We start from the raw sequence: 18,335 nt of genomic DNA, 5'->3' as shown, positions 1-18,335 counted from the left end.
CTACAATACGGCTGATAAGGGTTTATCATTGTTCCGACATTATTGATCCGTTCATTCACTTACAAAGACTCTTATACGCCATGCGTCGTCCAACCAAAGATTCATCCCATAAGTTGTCGGCCGAGAGCCAACGCCTGGTCAGCATCAGCCAGGCTATCGTACAGGCGTCCAGCCGCATTGAAGAACGGGCCTGGGAGCGCCAGCTCGACACGCAGCTCCAACGCCTGCTCAAGAGCGGCCACCAGGATACCGTCGACACCACCCTCAACGTGCTGTTCAAGGAAGACCTGAACGCCTACGACACCCTGATGGAGGGCGTCGAAGCGGTCAGCGAATCGTCGACCATGGTCGAGCAGCACGACGGCGCGGAAAAGACCTTCCAGGCACTGCTGGTGGCGGCGCCGATCCTGGCATGGACGCGTTTTTCGATCGCGTCCGGCACCGTTCCGGCCGAGCTGCTGCAGACCCTGTCCGCCCACTTTTCGGCGCACCTGCTGGCCGATGGCGTGCAGATGGCCATGGCGCCGACCCTGTTCTCGATCGACCAGCTGCCGCGCACCCACGCCGAAACCTACACCACCACGCACAAGCTGGCCCAGGCCGCGCACAAGGGCACGGCCGTCAAGCCGATCGCCAAGCCGGCCGAGACCGCGCCTTTCCTGGCCGACACGCGCTACCTGATGGTGGCCATCGTGGCGCCGCTGGGCGTCCCGCTGTTCCGCTGGCAGGAGCCGCAGTTCCAGTCGACCTTCATGGTCGAACGCGCCAATGCGCTCGAACAGTGGCGCGCGCAGGCCGGCCCGACCATCACGCGCCTGCTGCCGGGCTGCGGCGTGGAACTGCTGCTGCCGGAAGCGTACTACGTGGCCTGCCGCGAAGCGGATAAGCTGATCCGTCCGGTATCGGTGCGTGCCGCCGTGCATTACCTGACCAATACCCTGGGCGTGGAAGCGTCCGACCTGCGCGCCGTCATTGCCGGCTTCGGCGACGAGTCGGCCGAAGGCCAGATCGACGAGTACCGCGTCGGCTTCACCATGCGCCAGACGGCCGATGTGATCTACGGCATCGTGTGGCCGCTGTACGGGCAGGAAGACGAAGACGGCACGCCGGTCGAAGGCTTGTCGGCCGCCGCCCTGGGCGGCATGGGCGAGCCGAAGGCGCCGCTTGACGAAATCATCGGGCACCTGAACGAAGCTGGCGTAACCCACATCAAGCGCCACAACGAGCGTTTCGTGACCGAGTATTGCGACGACTGCGACGCGCCCCTGTTTGCCGATCCAACTGGCGAACTGGTGCATGCGGAAATGCCGGAGGACGCGCCCGCGGGCACGGAGCATTTTCACTAAGCAGGTGTTGCCACTTCAAGAACCCGGGTCCTCCCGGGTTTTTTACGCCGCCAGCTTTGTTGGGCGCGCACAAGATAACGAAATGCCAACACCCCTACACTCGCTGGGTGGCCCGCCCGGGCCGCGTCAACGCACTGTGGAGAACAAAGCATGGACGATTTGATGATTCAGGTGGTGCCGGTGTTGACCGGATTTATCGATACTCTCATCACCTGGTACCTGGCAATCGCCAAGGTGTTCAAGTGGTAGGCAAGCAGCCAGCTTAAACCCGCAACGCGTGGGCGCCCTGCCCACGCCGCCTCTCCCGCCTGCCTCCACCAATCCCGCAGCCAGCTCGCATCGATCACTCTTTGCGCGGTTGCCGGGGCCACGTTTCCGCGCTCATATCCCCTGCTTTCGTCCCCTCCGGGCCGAACACGCAGGTGCTGCCAGCCCCCTGCCAAGCGCCCGAGCGCGTGTTGTTTCGGCACTACCCACAGTAACAAAAATTGCACTTTTGCATGTAAAATGATGATAAAATATCATTAATAAATACAGCAAGAACGAGTGCAAACGATAACGCCAGGCCATCCTTCCCGCGCTCGTACCACCCCGGTTCTCACCTTTTTTGCCCCTCGCTCAGGCAGTCGGGTTACCGAACTTGCCGCTTCAATTCGCCCGAATTGACTGACTTTGAATGAACAGGAACATCGCATGAGCGAATCGTCTTTTAGCCTCCAGGACCTGATCAGCGATCGGCAGCATGATCGCATTTTGCGTTTGTCCTTTCCGAACAGCGACGGCCCCGCATCACAACTATTGGTTAACCGTCTGGACGCGTTTGAGGCGCTGTCGCGCCCGTTTGAATTCACGGTCGAACTGCTGTCCAACAACCCCAACGTGGCGCTCAAGGACTTGCAGGGAAAGATGATGTGCGTCCAGCTCGTACGTGGGGATGGCACGATGCGCTATTTCACCGGACGCGTGTTCAGCTTCGGCCTGAAAACGGTCGACGGCGGCGTGTCTTACTACGAGGCGAAACTGGGTCCGTGGTCCAAGTACCTGACTATGCGCAAGGACAACTACCTGTTCCACAACACCACCTTGTACCAGCAAACGTCGAGCATCTTCGGCGACTATGGCAGCCTGGCCGAGTGGGATTGGCGCGTCCAGGGCGCCAGCGGCGTGATGACCGACGCCTGCCAGTTCGACGAGAGCGACAGCAACTATCTGGAGCGGCGCTGGGCCAGGGCTGGCATCTTTTACTGGTTCGAGCATACCGAAGCGGGCCACAAACTGGTGCTGTCGGACGACTCTACCGCCGCCGATCCGATTGACGGGCGGCCGGAGATGCCCTTCCAGCGTCACGGCGGCGCGCATGAAGAGGATGGCATCGGCGAATGGTCGCCGGGACGTCAGATCATGCAAGGCACGGTATCGCTGGCGTCGTACGACTTCAAGACTGGCCGCCCGGCGCAGACCTCGCTGCCTACGGTGCAGCAGCAAGGCGACGTGCCGAATATCGAATCGTACGAATACTCGGGCGCCTTCGGCTTCAAGGACAGCGGCGACGCGCGCGACGTGGCGCAGCGCCAGATGGAATCGGTCGAGGCGGGAGGCAAGCGCTTCGAGGGCGCGGGTAACAACCGCTATGTGATGCCGGGGCGCTGGTTCCGCCTGAGCGGGCACTTCGACGCCGATCCGCGCGGCGACGATGCACAGGCGCGTGAATTTCTCATTCTCGAAGTCAAGCACCACGCCACCAATAACTATCACGTCAAGGTGACCGAACCGTCGCGCTACGAAAACACGCTGACGGCGATCCGCAGGATCATTCCGTGGCGCGCGCCGCGTGCTTTGAACAGCGTCGAGACGAAGATTCACGGCATCCAGACCGCGACCGTGGTCGGGCCGGCGGGCGAGGAAATTCATACCGATCAATACGGCCGGGTGCGCGTGCAGTTCCACTGGGACCGGGTCGGTGCCAGCGACGAAAAGAGCTCGGCCTGGATTCGCGTGGCAACGCCGTGGGCAGGCGCGAATTTCGGGATGACGTCGATTCCGCGCATCGGGACCGAAGTCATTGTGCAATTCCTGGACGGCAATCCGGACCGGCCGATCATCACCGGCATGGTGCCCAATACCGACACCATGCCACCATGGACGCTGCCGGAGAACAAGACGCAAAGCGGTATTTTGTCGCGCTCGACGCCGGGCGGCAGTTACGACAATGCGAACGCGATCCGCTTCGAGGACAAGAAAGGCAAGGAACAGCTCTGGCTGCATGCGGAGAAGGACCAGCTGACCGAAGTCGAGCACGATGAGGATAAATGGGTCGGGAATGACCGCCGCAAGACAATTGACCGCGACGAGACCAACCACATCAAGCGCGACCGCACCGAGACGGTCGACCGCGACGAAACGATTACGGTGCATCACGACCGTACCGAGACGGTCGACAACAACGAAACGATCACGATTCACAACAACCGCACCGAGCGGGTGGATCACGACGAGAAGATCAGCATCGGGGATAACCGCACCGAGGATGTGGGAAAGAACGAGACCATCGATATTGGCGGGAATCGTACTAAGAACGTGGCCAAGCACGAGAAGGATACGATCGGCAAGAACTGGTCGATCAATGTGGCGAAGATGAAGACCGAGACGATTGGCATGGCGTACATGCAGAACGTCGGGCTGGGGCGCATGGAGAACGTGGGATTGGGTTACAGCCTGAATGTCGGCATGATGATGTCTACCGTGGTGGGAAAAAGCCAGTCGACCGATGTCGGAGAATCCATTTCGATTAATGCAGGGGAAGAAATATCGATCACCGTTGGCAAGGCGAGCCTGGTGATGAAATCCGATGGCACGATTATCTTCAACGGACACACGTTTAGTGTGGGCACTACCGATGAGCAATCGTATAAAGCCGATGGAAACATCACCTTGACCGCCAAGACTATTCTCGAGAATTAACCATGCAATCGAAACTCCACGCTCCCGCTACGGCGTCAACGCTCGGGCTGAATGAAGGCCAGACCGAACAACTGCTGCACGATGTGATTGTTCAGACGTCGCACCAGCCAAGGCGAGCGGACGGCATTGCTGTCGGTACGTTTGACGCAATCGGCGATGATGGAATAGCACTTGTCAGCATTCCCACATTTGGACTGACGCGTATTGCCGCCCGTACAATCAGCCCACTGGACCCTGGCCAGATCGGCCAGGCAGTCGCCCTCGGATTCGAATCTGGCGATCCTCAGCGTCCGATTATCCTCGGGTTCATGCTCGCGGCCCCATCAGCCGCACCGCGCCCGAGCACAGATGTACTTCTCGACGGTGAGCGTGTCGAACTTCGCGCCGAGCACGAAATCGAACTCCGATGTGGCGAAGCAGCCCTCATCCTGAGCGCCGACGGCCGCATCCAGCTGCGGGGAACCTACATTACCAGCCAGGCAAGCGCGACACACCGCATTCTGGGCGGCTCGGTTCACGTCAATTAGGAGCGACATGGACATTCAAGTCGCATCAAAGCATTTGATTGCACAGATCAGCACGTCCCTGGATGTGGATGGACGAGAGCATCTCGTCATCGTCATCAAAGGGACATGGCTCATTCCCGAGGCAGGTCAAAGACCGCGGCCGATTGCGTCATCGCCACTGCTCCCGAGCGATAAATTTGTAGGCGATCCGGGGCAAAGTGCCATGATCTGCGGCGACGATTTTGCACGGTATAAGCCGCGTTGCGATGTTCTGTTCGATTCGTGCGCGCATGCTCCCGATGGGAAGGAAGTGCAAGAGCTGACGGTTGCGTGTCAAGTTGGGCCAATGAAAAAGGGTATTAAAGTCGTCGGTCCGCGTCAATGGCGCAAACTTTTGGGAATGTACACGCTTACCAAGACAATGCCTTTTACAAGCATGCCCTTGCACTACGGGCATGCCTTCGGCGGCACCCGCACGTACGAAAAAGGTTGGGGAGACAAGCCTCAGATCCTTACCGAAACAATGCTGAGCAACCCAGCCGGAATTGGATGGGGAGGAAAACGCACCGGGGGCGACCTCGATGGCGAGCCCGCCCCTAATCTCCATGCGCTTGACGATAATATCAGCAGCCCGACCGGCAACTACAAACCGGTGGCGTTATCTGCAGTGGCCAGGCATTGGACGCCACGCACCCAATATACAGGTACCTACGACAAACACTGGGAGGAAGAAATTTGTCCTTTCCTTCCGGAGGATTTTGATGAGCGGTACCACCAGTGCGCGCCGGAAGATCAACAAATTGTCTACCCCAAGGGAGGCGAAGACGTCATTTTGCGAAACATGATGGCAGGGAGGCCGGATGTGCGGTTCAAGCTTCCCCGATTGGACGAGCTACAAGTGAGAATTCTCAGAACCGACTACAGCACCGACATGCTGGTGCCGGTGGTCGACACCCTGTTTTTTGAAACGGAAAAAGGCAGCTTTTCAGCGGTATGGCGAACAAGCGTGCCGATCCGGCGCCGCATTCAGGAATTTTCAGCGCTGGCCGTTGGCCCGGTTGATCCAGCATGGTGGGAACGGAAAAAAACCGGGGCCGATGGCTGCCACGGATGTGCCGGAGAAACCGACGAAAACGAAGGGATCGCATGAGCTCGATGACGAAAAACAGTTTCTGGAATAGGTTCAGCGCGGAACCCATTCATACGCCGTCGACGATGTTGGCAATACGTTCCGCTGGCCTCTGCTGCGCTGTCGGATACAACCTGGAAGCGGCAACATGCGCCATGCGCGCCAATATGGACCACTTTCAACAGAGCGACTTCAAAACAGCGCAGCACGAACGGGTCCTCGTTGCACGCCTGGACGACGATGATGTATGGGGACAAGGCCGGCTAGCGCGCTGGATTGCGTTTGCCATTGCGGATTGTCTTAGTTCGGTCGACGAAACTGATTTCGCGAAAGTGCCTCTTGTATGGCTAGCGCCTGAACCTGAGCGCAGCGGAGCCGATAGCGACTGGTACGCGAGCGTTTTCAGCCAGGCCGTCGATCAGCTCAACTTGCAGTTTCATCCTCGTTCCGGCGTCATGCCATTGGGGCGCGCTGGTCTGGCGAGTGCACTTAAACAGGCAGCAGCGCTGCTTGAGCTACCCGATTGTGAACAGGTTCTCTTGGTTGGCGCCGACACTTACCTGAACGCTACAACCATCAACGCCTATCTGCACGCAGGTCGCTTGCAAGTTCGAGGAAACACTGATGGGTTCATCCCTGGCGAAGCCGCTGCGGCAGTTCTATTGCAGAAAGCCGTCCTCGGTAACTTGAGCAGTGATGTGGCCCATAAAAGCACTTCCGCCATACATATTAGCGGCTTCGGGGTCGGCGATGAACCGGGCCGCCTGGACGGCAGCGTACCAAGCAAGTCGCGAGGATTAACAACTGCAATTCGATCAGCAGTGAACATGAGCCAACGCGATTACAGCGCACTTGAGTTCAGAGTCAGCGATCAGAATGGCGAATCATTTTTCTCCCGCGAAGCGGCCAACGCAATCACCCGGGTGACACCGACCGGAGGCAACATGTTAAAGCTGATAACGATCACGGATTGTATTGGAGAAGTTGGGGCCGCTACCGGACCGGCAATGTTAGCTTATATGTCAAAAATAATGTTCACTCCTGCGAGTCCCGGCGAATGCGGATTTTTGCATTTGGCAAATGATACGGGGCTGCGCTGCGCAGTGATATTGCAACGAAACATCGCCTAGGAGGTAGCAGTCAATGAATACCCGAGTTTATGCCAACGACAATCAAATTTGCTCGAAAGCTGCGGATGGACAATCATCGGCATTCGCGGACCCATGCTGGAGCCCACCCGCACCGGGCGCGGGGCCGGTATTGATTCCATATCCCAATACCGCGTATGCCAAACAACTCGAAAAAGGAAGCACGACGGTATTTATTTGCGGGACACCAGTAGCGCTGAAAGACGTCTCATATTTAGCGAACAGTACTGGCAATGAACCGGCAACTCCATTATTTAAAAAAGGAAATAAGACCGGCGTAATCAAGGGGAAAGCGTATTTTACTCAGTGGTCATCAAACGTGAAATTCGAAGGATTAAACGTCTGCAGGCATAATGACACGATGACACATAACCACAGGTAATTCAATGTCAACAGCATTTGATAGACATCAACGCCGTAAGGCGGCGGCTGAAAGAGCGAAAGCCAAGAATGACACCCCTGCTCCGGCGCAAAGCACCAGAAGAACGAGCACCACAAGCAACAAGAAACTAGCCAATACTGCTGATTATCACTATTTTCACAACAAAAAAGATAGCGCTAACTGCAAAGCTGACGCTGAACGCATAAAAAACGAATGTGCGGACAATGATGAGTCGAAAAAAAAATCCGCAGACGCTCTGAAAAATGCGAGGCTCAGCAAGGAATCGGGCGTTGCGCCGTACTTTATTAACAAGCTTAAAGATGCGTTAGGCAAGATTGATGCTCAAGCGCGGAAAGCCAGCGGATACACTGCGAACGACAAAAACCGGTGGATGCAGAATCATTGCGACGGCCTATGGCAAAAACCTGGGGGCAAAAAAGGCCCAGAAGGCCAGGAAGTATTTAATACCAAAGATTTCAGAGATTCCGTTGTAAGCGACATTCAGAGTTTCATCGCCGACCAAAGTAAACTAGAAAAAGAAGCATTGGAAAAGGTTTTTTCTTTTGCGGACGATTATATGATGAGCCACTGGCAGGATGCGGCGGACAATGCAAAAGAAAAAGCATTGCGGAGGGCAGCATTTTTCCGTTTTCCGGGTGCTGCAACTCTGATGGCAAGAATTGGCACTTGGGAAAGTCTAGGACGATTGATTGGAAATACAATCGGCGCTATTGTAACGAACGATATGGAGCGACAGTTTCAAGCGCTGCAAGATAACGCAAAAGTATTTACAGATGCTATTGAAGCTGGCAGAAAGATATTGACGCCAGGGGGAATGGAAGACGCAATGGCCAGTTTGATGGCTGGGGTAGCGTATGCCAATCCATGCATAAAGGCACGTAAGTGTCTTTTAGTTCCTTACAAGGATGCTGGGAAAACCACTGCCGGAAACGGTTGCTGCCCAGGGCAAACTGGACATCATGTTATTCCGAATGCAATGTTTGAAGCTTTTGCGCCAGTGACCCAGACAGTAAAGACAGCGACAGGAACGGTCGAAAATACCACAATGAAGCCACAAGGACTGCGGAAATGCTGGAAGGATTACAAGGAAAATAATGCCTTGACTATTTGTTTAGAGGGAACCGCCAACCGAATAGCAAATGGTACGCACGGGCTCGCGCACTCCGGAACCGAGAAAATAGTAGAAAATAGCAGAAATTCTCCGGATATGCCATACACGGAAGCTCGGGACCGGACTTCCCAGCTCATGGCTAAGATGTTCGGATGCAAATGGGAATGTATTGCAGAGCAACTTGATGACGAATTAAAAAAGCGGTATAGCAACGACGCGGAATGTGGGAAATTCCCTCAAGATGCTATGGTTTCCCCGCACTCGGGCCGGTCGGGGGGCGGCCCGAACGTACCGATACATACCGGACCTACTCCAACAATGTAAGGAAAACTTTATGAATACGGTCTTCGACAAACCGCTTTGGGACAAAATAGTAAAAGGATTTACTATTTATGATTGTGCAATTTTAAGAGAACACGGTTTTGGTTTTATATTGGTTGAAGAAAAAGAAAATCGTGACACACAGCCGCTCACGCGTTTTTTGACCATGGGTATAGACAAACCTTTGGAAACTCGGTTCTCCTGCATTCAAAGCGACATGTACGGCTTTACCACAATTGCGGTGCGCGACAATCCTGCAGAATATGTGGCAGTCGACACAGCGAGCAAAGTCTTCTCAGTTAACAGTCTACGTATGGACAACGAAAAACCCATAGACAAAGTTATTAACATGTCGACATATGGAAAAAGGATAGGAATAGTCCAAAAAGTCGTGCGAGCTGCAGGGCAGATATATGCTTTAGGTGACTATCGTAAAATTTATCGGCGTATCGGCGTTGACCAATGGATTGAACTCGGAAATGAATCTAAAGGAGTACCTATTCCTTCCGAAGTTCTTAAGGGCAATGTGTATCCGGAGGCATTTGGTTTCGTCGACCTAAGTGCATTTTCTGCCAGCGACATGTATGCCGTGGGAGGAGAAGGTGATGTATGGCGCTTCGATGGCGTAAAGTGGCATAACTGCCCGCTCCCCACTAATGCGGATCTGCAATCGGTTTGTTGCGCTGGCGACGGACTTGTCTACATCACGGAAATGAACGGAAGCGTATGGGCGGGTCGAGCTGACAGTTGGAAACGGGTGGCCAATGCAGACATTAACGCTGGACATCAACCGGTTGATGCTGTCTGGTTCAATAACCGCTTATATCTTGGTGCTCAACAAGGCATTTTTACAATCGATTCGAAGAAAAAAGAGGTCGTTCCCTTACAAAGCGTTGAAAGGGGCGCGCCAAATCCAACCAACGGGGGTCGTCTGGACCTTAGCCAAGATGGAAAATTTTTATTGACTGCCGGACCTTACGGCGCGTGCCTGAATGACGGGACCGGATGGAGAAGACTATTCAGCGCGTTTGATTATCCTTGAATTACAGTTCATTCCATTTAAAACGACGGATGGAGCTGGTTCCGCCGCTAATAACTCAGCGGCCAGCCAAACGTCGATAAAGGCATGGTACGTTTCCGCGCAATTCAATGCCGGAATGGTAGACGGACAACGCGGCGGTGAGCCGAAAGCAAGCCTTACTATCGATGCCATTAACAATGCACACGAAATTGATGAATACAATCTTCAACCAGCCGACTTGGGAAAAATATGTAAAGGGCTTTACAATTTATGATTGCGCAATTTTAAGAGAGCATGGTTTTGGCTTTATATTGGTTGAGGAAAAGGACAATCGTGATGTACTGCCACTGACACGATTTCTCACCATGGCGATTGATCAACCCATGGAACACCGATTTTCTGGTTCACAAACGGACAATCACGGTTTTACAACAATTGCCGTTTGCGAGGATCCTCTAGAATACGTAGCAGTTGATACATCAAGTAACGTTTTTTCGGTTACCAAGCCTCGTAGGGGAAGCGAAAAGCCAATAGATAAGGTCATTGACATGTCGACATATGGCGGAAGGATAGGGGTAGTCAAGAAAGTTGTACGAGCTGCAGGCCAGATCTATGCTTTAGGTACCTATCGCAAGATTTACCGGCGCATTGGCATCGACCAATGGATTGAACTCGGAAATGAATCTAAAGGACTCCCTATTCCGGCCGAAGTTCTCAAGGGCAACGTCTATTCGGACGAATTCGGCTTCGTCGACCTAAGTGCATTTTCTTCCAGTGACATGTATGCCGTGGGAGGAGAAGGCGATGTCTGGCGCTTTGACGGCGTAAAGTGGCATAACTGCCCGTTACCCACCAACGCGGATTTGCAATCGGTTTGTTGCGCTGGCGACGGACTCGTCTACATAACGGAAATGAACGGAAGTGTATGGGCGGGTCGAACTGACAGTTGGAAACGGGTGGCAAATGCAGACATTAACCCCGGACATCAACCGGTTGATGCTTTCTGGTTCAATGACCGATTATATCTTGGTGCTCAACAAGGCATTTTTACAATCGATTCGAAGAAAAAAGAGGTCGTTCCCTTACAAAGCGTTGAAAGGGACGCGCCAAATCCAACCAACGGGGGCCGCCTTTACCTTAGCCCGGATGGAAAATTTTTATTGACTGCCGGACCTTACGGCGCGTGCCTGAATGACGGGACCGGATGGAGAAGACTATTCAGCGCGTTTGATTTTCCTTGAACTACAATTCATTCCAGATAAAGCAGCGGACGGAGTTTGGCCGTGCATCCTAGGAAAATCATGGGTGCACATGGCCTGTCATATCTGATGGCGTTTCTTCACGTTTTTACTAATCTATTAATCACTCTCGCATGCGCCTACAGAAAAATCAGAATGTCATTCCGGCAATGGTACGCAGGCACGTTGAGGACACTGCTTTTTACTGGTCTCAAAACGATGTTTCGGACCGCTCGCCCAGGCTTCACCTCTCGGACCTCAACCGTTTTAATGCTACGTTACAAGCGCATCTTGACGGAATCGAGGTCGCCGGCGTCGGCGCTTGGCCGATTGCCATGGCGATGCTCGAACGATGGAAGAAACCAGGCGAAGCGTTTGCTTGCGCGTATGTTGCTTTCACAACAGGGGAAGCGGCGGAGTTAGAGGCACTGGTTGCTAAAGTCCAGGCGCGCCCGGATGAGCTGTTGCGTGGCGTCATCAGCGCGCTTGCGTGGGTTCCGAACCATATAGCTCGCAATGTGATTGAACGGTGGACAGAACATGATAGCCGGCCGGTCACGGTAGTCGCTGCGCTTCGTGCATTTAGTCTGATCAGCAGCCAAATTACATCCAGCGTATCGTCGGCGAACGGTGATACATGGATTCGGATGCCGCTACATGAATTTTTGACGAGCTCCGACGCCCATGTGCGGGCAGCGGCGTGCCGCGTCGCCGCAAACTACGATGATGACGAGCAAATCAAGGAACGCTTGAAAGATGCACTGAAGGATCCCGATTTTTCCGTTCGTGCCCGGGCCTCAATTGCGGTTGCACGGCTTGCAAAAAGGGGCGCTTATCGTTCCCGTCCAAGTGAACATATCAACGAAGACCTTACCATTCAGAGCGCCGAAACGTTATGGCAATGTATCGTGAGTCAAGTGGCCGTGTTAAACCAAGCCACTGGGTGGTATGCCAACCAAGCGAAACGACGCCTTAACCGATGGGTGGAGCATCTGGCATGGATGGTTACATCTGGAAGTAGTCATGTATCCGAAATTCTGCGCGTAATGCCTGCGCGCACTGCATTGCGTTTCGTGGCCTACCATGGCGACACCGATCATCTCGGGTTCGTTACAAAGCAAATGGCAGATCCGCGAACGGCGCGCTACGCCGGCTGGGTATGGCAGGTTATCACCGGCGTGGATCTTGTCGCATCAGGGCTCGTTATCGAGGAACCATCCTCCGCCGATTCCGCCCTCAAAGCTGTCCAGATCGATGATGACTTTGGGCTCCCTCTGCCCAACAGCACAGTTGTTTCTGATTATCGCATAACACATTGTCCGGGGCAGCGCTGCTTGAACGGGCATGTGGTTACGCTCAGGTCCATGCTCGAAATCATGGAATCGGGCAGTCAAGCTGTTCGCAGCATTGCCTCTCAGCATCTTCAATCCCTGGATCCGGATTTTTTCGTTTCTGTCCGGGCTCCAGCAGTTATTCAGATAAAAACCATAGATCAGCTACAGGAACTGATGCACTTGGAGGGATTACATGAGCCAACCGCTTGATCCATGGAATGATGCCGGTATTTTAGCAAAACGCTTGCAGTTGCCCGGCTTCCGCCTTCTGATCGTCATTGGTGCCGAGGCGTGGTGTACCCGATGCAGAACGATTCGTCCAGACTTCGATTCATTAGCTGCAAGTGCCAAGGCCGACGAGATTTGGCTTTGGCTTGACGTGGAAGATCATGCGCAATTCCTCGGGGACTATCTGCCCGAAAATTTACCCATGATGTTAGTCTATGACGGTGATAAATTGGTATCGTCTGCATTTCTAAACAATGCATCTGCGCTGCGCGTGAAATCCATGGAACCGCTCGATTATGAAGATAAAAATCTTCTCATCGACCCGGGAATTCGATCTCGGCTCATATCCGAAGATTGGGCGTCGGAATAAACCAACCGCCAGATCACCTCACAACACTTGAGTCCAGCGCCGCGCGCTTACCGTAACATATCTCAAATTTCGATCCGAAAATAGCGAATGGGAATACCAGAATGTCCTTATCTATGGAAATGCTGATTTAATCGGCACTTCCATAGATAAACTGCACATTTATCTCGCGGCGCCTGAGACATGACAAAAGTTAATTGCTCCTCCATAACCATTAAAAGGTAAAAATGAACAACACAAAGCTCGCCACCTTCGCAGCCTTAGCAGTCTCGGTCTTTACAAGCAGCCACGCCTATGCAGCCGCCGAATGCCCAATGATCCCCCAGGCAGACGTCATCAAGGCCTTCAACGATCCCAAGGCCCGCATGGATTTCGCCGACCCGTCCGGCATGTGCTCCTTTTCGCTGAGCAATGGCGGCAGCATGACCGCCACCGTTCAAAAGCGCCCGAAAGCGTCGGAAGCCAAAGCCATTTATGACAGCTACAAGGCCACCACCTTCGCTGCCCTGAAACGCAATTCCAGCACCCCTGCCATCGGCCAGGAAGCGTATTTCGGCATGAGCGCAAAGGATGCCAACCCCGGCGAAGCGGGCTTCATCTCCCTGCAAGGCGATTCCCTCTTTGTGATCAGTTACCGTGCCAACGGCAAGATCGATGACAACGTCGCAGAGTCCGTCCTCACCCTCGGCCGCATCGGCAGCGGCAAAAAGGATAACGCGGCGCAATCTTACGGCGAATGCGAATGGTTCACCCCGGCCGAAGTGACGACGCTCCTCGGCAAGGGCAAGCCGACGGTCCAGCGCCTTGCCGCGAACCACTGCATCGCCTCGGCCAATCCAGGCGGCTCGGCCCTGGTCGGCATGACCAGCAAGCATGGCACCAAGGAATCCTTGGGCAACATCATGGCGTCATCCACAAAAATCTGCACCGTGGTGCAGTTGCCGCAACTGGGCGCCAATGCCCACGCATCGTTTGCATGCAAGGCCCCGGCCAATACGGCAATGTCGATCAATTTTGTAAAGAACGGCACCCACGTCATGATGATCTACACGCCGCCTAACCGTGCCGCCGTCGAAAGCGACATCAAGGCGCTGGAGGTTGTGACAAAGCGGGCATTTGACCGCTTCTGATATCAGTCGATTTAGCGCCTGAAACGCGCGTGGTGCGGACGGCAGCGTGTCGTTCCACCAGGCGTGGATAGCACAGTGGTGCGCAGCTTGTCCAGCGCGGCGTAAGCCGGTGGAAACGCGTATGCTCCGCTGTACTTTCGCCACCAAAGACCGCTATGCGCAAACTGCTGATTCCCTACCTCATTCTCATTGCCGGGATGGTTCTTCTGGATGTGCTGTGGCTCGGTTTTATCGCCAAATCGATCTACGCCAACGGCATCGGCCACCTCATGGCTGCAGAGCCGCGCTTCGGGCCGGCAATCGCCTTTTACCTGCTGTATGCGGTCGGCCTGATGTTCTTCGCCCTCGCCCCACACGGCCCGCGCCGCACCATGCGCACCACCCTCACTGCGGCAGCCCTGTTCGGCACGGTTGCCTATGCCACCTACGACCTGTCCAACCTGGCGACCCTGCGCGACTGGCCTCTCAGCGTGGCCTTGATCGACATCGCCTGGGGCTGCGTCGCCAGCACGCTATCCGTGATGGCCGCCAAACTATGCATGGACCGGTTCGACCCAGCCCCTGCTAGCGTTTAACAGTCCTTGTTCCGGTTGCACGGTCCGGACGACTGCCGGTCCTCCTGCTCCACAAGCACCTCCTCGGCCGAGTCCTTGGCAAATTTCAAATGCCCCAGCCCGAAGTGCCAGGTCCTGACCTTGGGCGCGGACACCGTGCCGTCCACCCGCACCTGCTGCTCCCCTTCATTGCCATAACCCCCATCGTCCTCCGCACTCCCATGTAGATATTTGCGCGCCACGAGATTGCCCTTGACGTAAAAATGCGCCATGCCGAGAGAGACGGTTTCGCAGTTGACATTCCCAAGCACAAATACCCCGTGCATCATGCCGGTATCCAGCCCGCGGCAATGAAGGTCGCCATTGACCACGATCAGACGGTCTTTAAGCAGCGCATCCTCGAATGGCGAGAGCGTCTTTTTGGAAAGCGTCTTTTTGGATGCAATATGTAGAATATTGATGTTTTCATCGATTGTGACGGCCCCCTCAAAAACAATTGCCTTCTCGACCTCGGCGAACTCGCTGAGCGTGTCTTCGCTCTTCCTCGCAAGAGGACTGAGCAGCGACACCAGCTTGTAGCGCTTGATCACTTCCTTTGCTGGCAGCACCGAGAACGGCGCATTCGGCAAGGCGACGCTTTGCTTGGGAGCCGGCTTGAGCGCCATCGCCTGCATGGGCGACAACGCCAACGCAGCGCCAGCCAACACGGATGCAATAATAGGGGAATGAGAAAACATGAAACGGACTCCTTGACCGGTACGGGCACAATGGCGAATCGTTTATTTTACGTCAACACTGCGCCCTGTCGTTACCAGAAGTTGCCGCCCGACCGCGACCGCCTGCTGCGCACTCGCCAGCCCGACATCAAGCGCTACGCATCATGACGCCGGACGCGTGGACATCCACTGACGTGCTTAATCCACCGTTCAGCACCAGCATGCAACGGTCATGGAACAAACAATGGATTTTTCTCGACAGCGTCGACTTCCGCATTCACGGCATCGGATTCTCGCATCTGGACAGCGCGTGCGTGGCAGGCGCCTATACCTGCGAAATCGAATCCGAATTGCGCCGTTTGAACCAGCAAAATGCAGCGGAAAACGATGCGCTGATGCAGCGCCATTTTCCAACGGCGCGCTACGACAGGGACCGGCCCGACTTGGACATGGACGCCGCGCGCCAGCTCAACCTCGACACATCATCCTTCGAACACTGCGCCGTATTGTGGGGCCCGGAACCGTTCGACGGCTTTCTGTCGCTTTTGATTCGCATGAGCCGCCACGATGTCTTCATCGGCCCGGCGCGCGGAAAACACCATGGCGCCGGCCCGCATGTTTTCGTCCTTCCCTCAGGCGCATATCAGCATCACCTGAAAGAAGTCCTGTCCCGCCTCTCAGTACCGGCTACCACGCCGAATACGGCAACGCAATCAGGCTCGAATTAAAATACCGGCGGTCGTGCGTGACTTCCTCGCCAATCCAGTCCGGCTTTTCGAACTGCTGGCCTTCCGACGCCAGTTCGATTTCCGCAAACATCAAACCCGCATTCGCGCCCAGGAATTCATCGACCTCCCACACATTGCCCGCGAACGTAATCCGGCGCCGGTATTTTTCAATAATCGGCTGTTCGCACAAGCGGTCCAGCAGTTCATTTGCGTCCGCCAGCGGAATGGGATATTCCCACTCGCCACGCGTGGCGCCTTCGCTGCGCCCCTTGATGGTCATGCTGGCCCCGTCGCCCTCGATGCGCACCCGCACAGTGCGGTCCGGATTGGTGGACAGATAACCCTGGCGCAGCAGCACCGGCTCGCCAAGCTCGCGCCAGGCGTCGCCGACAAGCAAGAACTTGCGCTCGATTTCGACGCCCATGCTCAGCCCAGCGCCTTGAGAATCGGTTGCAGGATCGCCTTGCCCAGCTCGCTGCTGCGCGCACCATTCCAGCCGGTGTACGAATCAGGCAGATCGGCATTGTCCTTGAACGGCATTTCCAAGGTCAGCGACAAGCACTTGAAGGTATGCCCGATATACTTCGACGCCAGCGTCAGCATGTCTTCCTTGTACTTGCTGGCCGCATAGCCGTACACGTTCTGGAAGTCGGGGCTGGCCGCGATGTAATTGTCGATGAAGGACTTCTGCAGCGCGGCGCGCTCCGGCGTGAAATCGTTGAGCATTTCATTGCCGGCCACAAAGTTGTACGGCAGCGCTTCATCGCCATGGATGTCGAAGAACATATCGCAGCCGACTTCGTGGATCTTTTGCTTCACGCACAGCACTTCCGGGCTGCGTTCCAGCGTCGGCGTCATCCACTCGCGATTCAGGTTGGCGCCGGCCGCGTTGGTGCGCAAATTGCCGCGCACGGAGCCGTCCGGATTCATGTTTGGAATGATGTAGAACACCGCGCGCTGCAATAACTTGCGCGAGATCGGGCTGGCGTTGTCGAGCAGCGCATCCATCATGCCTTCGATAAACCATTCAGCCATCGTTTCGCCCGGATGCTGGCGCGCGATGACCCAGATTTTCTTCTCGGCAGCAGGGTTGCCGATCACTACCATGTTCATATCGCGGCCATCGACGGTGCTGCCGATATCATGCACGCGCGCAATCGGGTTCTCCGCCACTTCGCCCAGCAGGCGCAGGTGGCGTTCCCACGAGTACGGTTCAAAATAAGCGTAATACACGCTGTCGAGCTCGGGCGTGTGGGTCACGGTCATGACCTGGCCGTCGAAGGCCGTCGGCACGCGGAACCAGTTTTCGGTATCGTAGCTGGCGGCTACCTGGTAGCCCTCGAATCCGGCGGCGTAGGTCGCCTGGCCGGCGTTCAGGAAGCGGATCGTGCATGCCTGCCCGCGCGCGCCCTGCAGGCGGAAGTGGAACCACTGGTGGATGTCGGCGTGCGAGTCCGGGCGCAGGTTCAGGTCGATCTGGCTGGCTTGATCGGCTTGCACGACGTCAATGGCGCCGGAATCGAAATGCTGGCTGATTTTAATGGGCATGGCGGATCCTTCTCTTCGGTTCTCAAAGAAGAGCATCATACCGAAATGCTGCCCGCTTGTGGGCGGGCAACACCAGCGCGACCGGCTAGAAGCCGAGGTCCATCAGGTCGCCGCGGTACCCTTCCATCATCTGGCGCATCAGTTCCACATTCGAACGATTCAGCAGCACCGTCAGGTTGGCCGTACGGTCCAGTTCCATCGTCATGCGGATGGCATCGTCGAACTGCTTGCACTGCACGCTCAGCACGCGCGGATTGACCACGTCGTCCCAGTCTTCGGGAAGCACATGCGGCAGGTTTGGCGGTGGCAGCAATTCCGGATCCTGGTTCACCGGCAGGTGGGCCAGCAGCCAGAACACGACGGAAGCGGGAAGGAACACGCAGGCATCCTTGCCGCCCTCAAAAGAGAACTTGGCCAGCAAGAGGTTACCGATGGGATCGCATGACAGGTACATGCTCTTGACTTGGCGGATGACTGCTTGTTTCACGACGGGATCCCTCTGGGTTGTTAAATTAGCGCAACAATTCTACCCCATCCCACAGGCTG

At 55.5% G+C, this 18,335-nt stretch carries 19 protein-coding genes; 15 read left to right on the top strand and 4 right to left on the bottom strand.

The features are described from left to right. Positions 1–80 precede the first annotated feature (80 nt). From CR152_RS16945 to CR152_RS16890, 14 genes are all read left to right on the top strand, one after another. Positions 81–1,346: a DUF2863 family protein gene (locus CR152_RS16945; protein ID WP_099876289.1), complete on the top strand. Its 1,266-nt coding sequence runs from the start codon at positions 81–83 to the stop codon at positions 1,344–1,346. A gap of 693 nt (positions 1,347–2,039) precedes the next feature. After that, complete coding sequence (locus CR152_RS16940) at positions 2,040–4,307, top strand: type VI secretion system Vgr family protein (protein ID WP_099876287.1); 2,268 nt, start codon at positions 2,040–2,042, stop codon at positions 4,305–4,307. 2 nt (positions 4,308–4,309) lie between these two features. Then, complete coding sequence (locus CR152_RS16935; protein WP_099876285.1) at positions 4,310–4,834, top strand: DUF6484 domain-containing protein; 525 nt, start codon at positions 4,310–4,312, stop codon at positions 4,832–4,834. Positions 4,835–4,841: 7 nt separating this feature from the next. Continuing rightward, complete coding sequence (locus CR152_RS16930; RefSeq protein ID WP_099876283.1) at positions 4,842–5,963, top strand: DUF2169 family type VI secretion system accessory protein; 1,122 nt, start codon at positions 4,842–4,844, stop codon at positions 5,961–5,963. Further along, a complete protein-coding gene (locus CR152_RS16925) occupies positions 5,960–7,072 on the top strand; it encodes a hypothetical protein (RefSeq protein ID WP_099876281.1) in 1,113 nt (370 codons plus the stop codon). Before CR152_RS16930 ends, CR152_RS16925 begins: the two co-directional genes overlap by 4 nt. Positions 7,073–7,085: 13 nt before the next feature. Further along, on the top strand, positions 7,086–7,472 hold the full coding sequence (locus CR152_RS16920) for a DUF4150 domain-containing protein (protein WP_099876278.1): 387 nt from the start codon (positions 7,086–7,088) through the stop codon (positions 7,470–7,472). Positions 7,473–7,476: 4 nt separating this feature from the next. Then, the gene (locus CR152_RS33060) at positions 7,477–8,928 is read left to right on the top strand and encodes a hypothetical protein (protein WP_157778554.1); all 1,452 of its coding nucleotides are present in this window, start codon (positions 7,477–7,479) and stop codon (positions 8,926–8,928) included. Positions 8,929–8,938: 10 nt separating this feature from the next. Then, positions 8,939–9,967, top strand: a complete 1,029-nt coding sequence (locus tag CR152_RS33055; RefSeq protein WP_157778553.1) for a beta propeller repeat protein — start codon at positions 8,939–8,941, stop codon at positions 9,965–9,967. Next, complete coding sequence (locus CR152_RS33655; RefSeq protein WP_208640137.1) at positions 9,918–10,220, top strand: hypothetical protein; 303 nt, start codon at positions 9,918–9,920, stop codon at positions 10,218–10,220. The genes CR152_RS33055 and CR152_RS33655 overlap by 50 nt, the downstream gene beginning before the upstream one ends. Continuing rightward, on the top strand, positions 10,159–11,187 hold the full coding sequence (locus CR152_RS33050; RefSeq protein ID WP_157778552.1) for a beta propeller repeat protein: 1,029 nt from the start codon (positions 10,159–10,161) through the stop codon (positions 11,185–11,187). The genes CR152_RS33655 and CR152_RS33050 overlap by 62 nt, the downstream gene beginning before the upstream one ends. Positions 11,188–11,318: 131 nt before the next feature. Then, positions 11,319–12,728 carry a HEAT repeat domain-containing protein gene (locus CR152_RS16905; protein ID WP_157778551.1) on the top strand — a complete coding sequence of 470 codons (1,410 nt, stop codon included), beginning with the start codon at positions 11,319–11,321 and terminating at the stop codon, positions 12,726–12,728. Then, positions 12,712–13,116: a thioredoxin family protein gene (locus tag CR152_RS16900; RefSeq protein WP_157778550.1), complete on the top strand. Its 405-nt coding sequence runs from the start codon at positions 12,712–12,714 to the stop codon at positions 13,114–13,116. Before CR152_RS16905 ends, CR152_RS16900 begins: the two co-directional genes overlap by 17 nt. A 311-nt stretch (positions 13,117–13,427) precedes the next feature. Further along, positions 13,428–14,243, top strand: a complete 816-nt coding sequence (locus CR152_RS16895) for a helix-turn-helix domain-containing protein (RefSeq protein WP_099876266.1) — start codon at positions 13,428–13,430, stop codon at positions 14,241–14,243. A 155-nt stretch (positions 14,244–14,398) separates the two neighbouring features. Beyond that, positions 14,399–14,818, top strand: a complete 420-nt coding sequence (locus tag CR152_RS16890; RefSeq protein WP_099876263.1) for a DUF2177 family protein — start codon at positions 14,399–14,401, stop codon at positions 14,816–14,818. On the opposite strand, the gene CR152_RS16885 is transcribed toward CR152_RS16890, so the two are convergent. Then, complete coding sequence (locus tag CR152_RS16885; RefSeq protein WP_157778549.1) at positions 14,815–15,534, bottom strand: hypothetical protein; 720 nt, start codon at positions 15,532–15,534, stop codon at positions 14,815–14,817. The two genes, CR152_RS16890 and CR152_RS16885, sit on opposite strands and share 4 nt — an antisense overlap. Before the next feature lie 143 nt (positions 15,535–15,677). Between CR152_RS16885 and CR152_RS16880 the strand changes: the two genes are divergently transcribed. Next, positions 15,678–16,241 (top strand): hypothetical protein, encoded by a 564-nt coding sequence (locus tag CR152_RS16880; protein ID WP_099876260.1) that lies wholly within the window; start codon positions 15,678–15,680, stop codon positions 16,239–16,241. Here CR152_RS16880 and CR152_RS16875 read toward each other — a convergent pair. From CR152_RS16875 to CR152_RS16865, 3 genes are all read right to left on the bottom strand, one after another. Then, complete coding sequence (locus CR152_RS16875; RefSeq protein ID WP_099876258.1) at positions 16,201–16,665, bottom strand: CYTH domain-containing protein; 465 nt, start codon at positions 16,663–16,665, stop codon at positions 16,201–16,203. The two genes, CR152_RS16880 and CR152_RS16875, sit on opposite strands and share 41 nt — an antisense overlap. Before the next feature lie 2 nt (positions 16,666–16,667). Beyond that, a complete protein-coding gene (locus tag CR152_RS16870; RefSeq protein WP_099876256.1) occupies positions 16,668–17,789 on the bottom strand; it encodes a M14 family metallopeptidase in 1,122 nt (373 codons plus the stop codon). A gap of 85 nt (positions 17,790–17,874) precedes the next feature. Then, positions 17,875–18,276 carry a hypothetical protein gene (locus tag CR152_RS16865; RefSeq protein ID WP_229413427.1) on the bottom strand — a complete coding sequence of 134 codons (402 nt, stop codon included), beginning with the start codon at positions 18,274–18,276 and terminating at the stop codon, positions 17,875–17,877. Between the last annotated feature and the right edge of the window lie 59 nt (positions 18,277–18,335).

The sequence above is a fragment of the Massilia violaceinigra genome (assembly GCF_002752675.1).
Taxonomy (GTDB): domain Bacteria; phylum Pseudomonadota; class Gammaproteobacteria; order Burkholderiales; family Burkholderiaceae_D; genus Telluria_A; species Telluria_A violaceinigra.
This window is presented reverse-complemented; position numbering and strand designations above follow the sequence as displayed.

What these genes read in the sequence shown, in the direction of transcription:
- CR152_RS16945 (WP_099876289.1), top strand. Translation starts at nt 81, where the DNA reads ATGCGTCGTCCAACCAAAGATTCATCCCATAAGTTGTCGGCCGAGAGC.
- CR152_RS16940 (WP_099876287.1), top strand. Translation starts at nt 2,040, where the DNA reads ATGAGCGAATCGTCTTTTAGCCTCCAGGACCTGATCAGCGATCGGCAG.
- CR152_RS16935 (WP_099876285.1), top strand. Translation starts at nt 4,310, where the DNA reads ATGCAATCGAAACTCCACGCTCCCGCTACGGCGTCAACGCTCGGGCTG.
- CR152_RS16930 (WP_099876283.1), top strand. Translation starts at nt 4,842, where the DNA reads ATGGACATTCAAGTCGCATCAAAGCATTTGATTGCACAGATCAGCACG.
- CR152_RS16925 (WP_099876281.1), top strand. Translation starts at nt 5,960, where the DNA reads ATGAGCTCGATGACGAAAAACAGTTTCTGGAATAGGTTCAGCGCGGAA.
- CR152_RS16920 (WP_099876278.1), top strand. Translation starts at nt 7,086, where the DNA reads ATGAATACCCGAGTTTATGCCAACGACAATCAAATTTGCTCGAAAGCT.
- CR152_RS33060 (WP_157778554.1), top strand. Translation starts at nt 7,477, where the DNA reads ATGTCAACAGCATTTGATAGACATCAACGCCGTAAGGCGGCGGCTGAA.
- CR152_RS33055 (WP_157778553.1), top strand. Translation starts at nt 8,939, where the DNA reads ATGAATACGGTCTTCGACAAACCGCTTTGGGACAAAATAGTAAAAGGA.
- CR152_RS33655 (WP_208640137.1), top strand. Translation starts at nt 9,918, where the DNA reads ATGACGGGACCGGATGGAGAAGACTATTCAGCGCGTTTGATTATCCTT.
- CR152_RS33050 (WP_157778552.1), top strand. Translation starts at nt 10,159, where the DNA reads ATGAATACAATCTTCAACCAGCCGACTTGGGAAAAATATGTAAAGGGC.
- CR152_RS16905 (WP_157778551.1), top strand. Translation starts at nt 11,319, where the DNA reads ATGCGCCTACAGAAAAATCAGAATGTCATTCCGGCAATGGTACGCAGG.
- CR152_RS16900 (WP_157778550.1), top strand. Translation starts at nt 12,712, where the DNA reads ATGAGCCAACCGCTTGATCCATGGAATGATGCCGGTATTTTAGCAAAA.
- CR152_RS16895 (WP_099876266.1), top strand. Translation starts at nt 13,428, where the DNA reads ATGATCCCCCAGGCAGACGTCATCAAGGCCTTCAACGATCCCAAGGCC.
- CR152_RS16890 (WP_099876263.1), top strand. Translation starts at nt 14,399, where the DNA reads ATGCGCAAACTGCTGATTCCCTACCTCATTCTCATTGCCGGGATGGTT.
- CR152_RS16885 (WP_157778549.1), bottom strand. Translation starts at nt 15,534, where the DNA reads ATGTTTTCTCATTCCCCTATTATTGCATCCGTGTTGGCTGGCGCTGCG.
- CR152_RS16880 (WP_099876260.1), top strand. Translation starts at nt 15,678, where the DNA reads ATGACGCCGGACGCGTGGACATCCACTGACGTGCTTAATCCACCGTTC.
- CR152_RS16875 (WP_099876258.1), bottom strand. Translation starts at nt 16,665, where the DNA reads ATGGGCGTCGAAATCGAGCGCAAGTTCTTGCTTGTCGGCGACGCCTGG.
- CR152_RS16870 (WP_099876256.1), bottom strand. Translation starts at nt 17,789, where the DNA reads ATGCCCATTAAAATCAGCCAGCATTTCGATTCCGGCGCCATTGACGTC.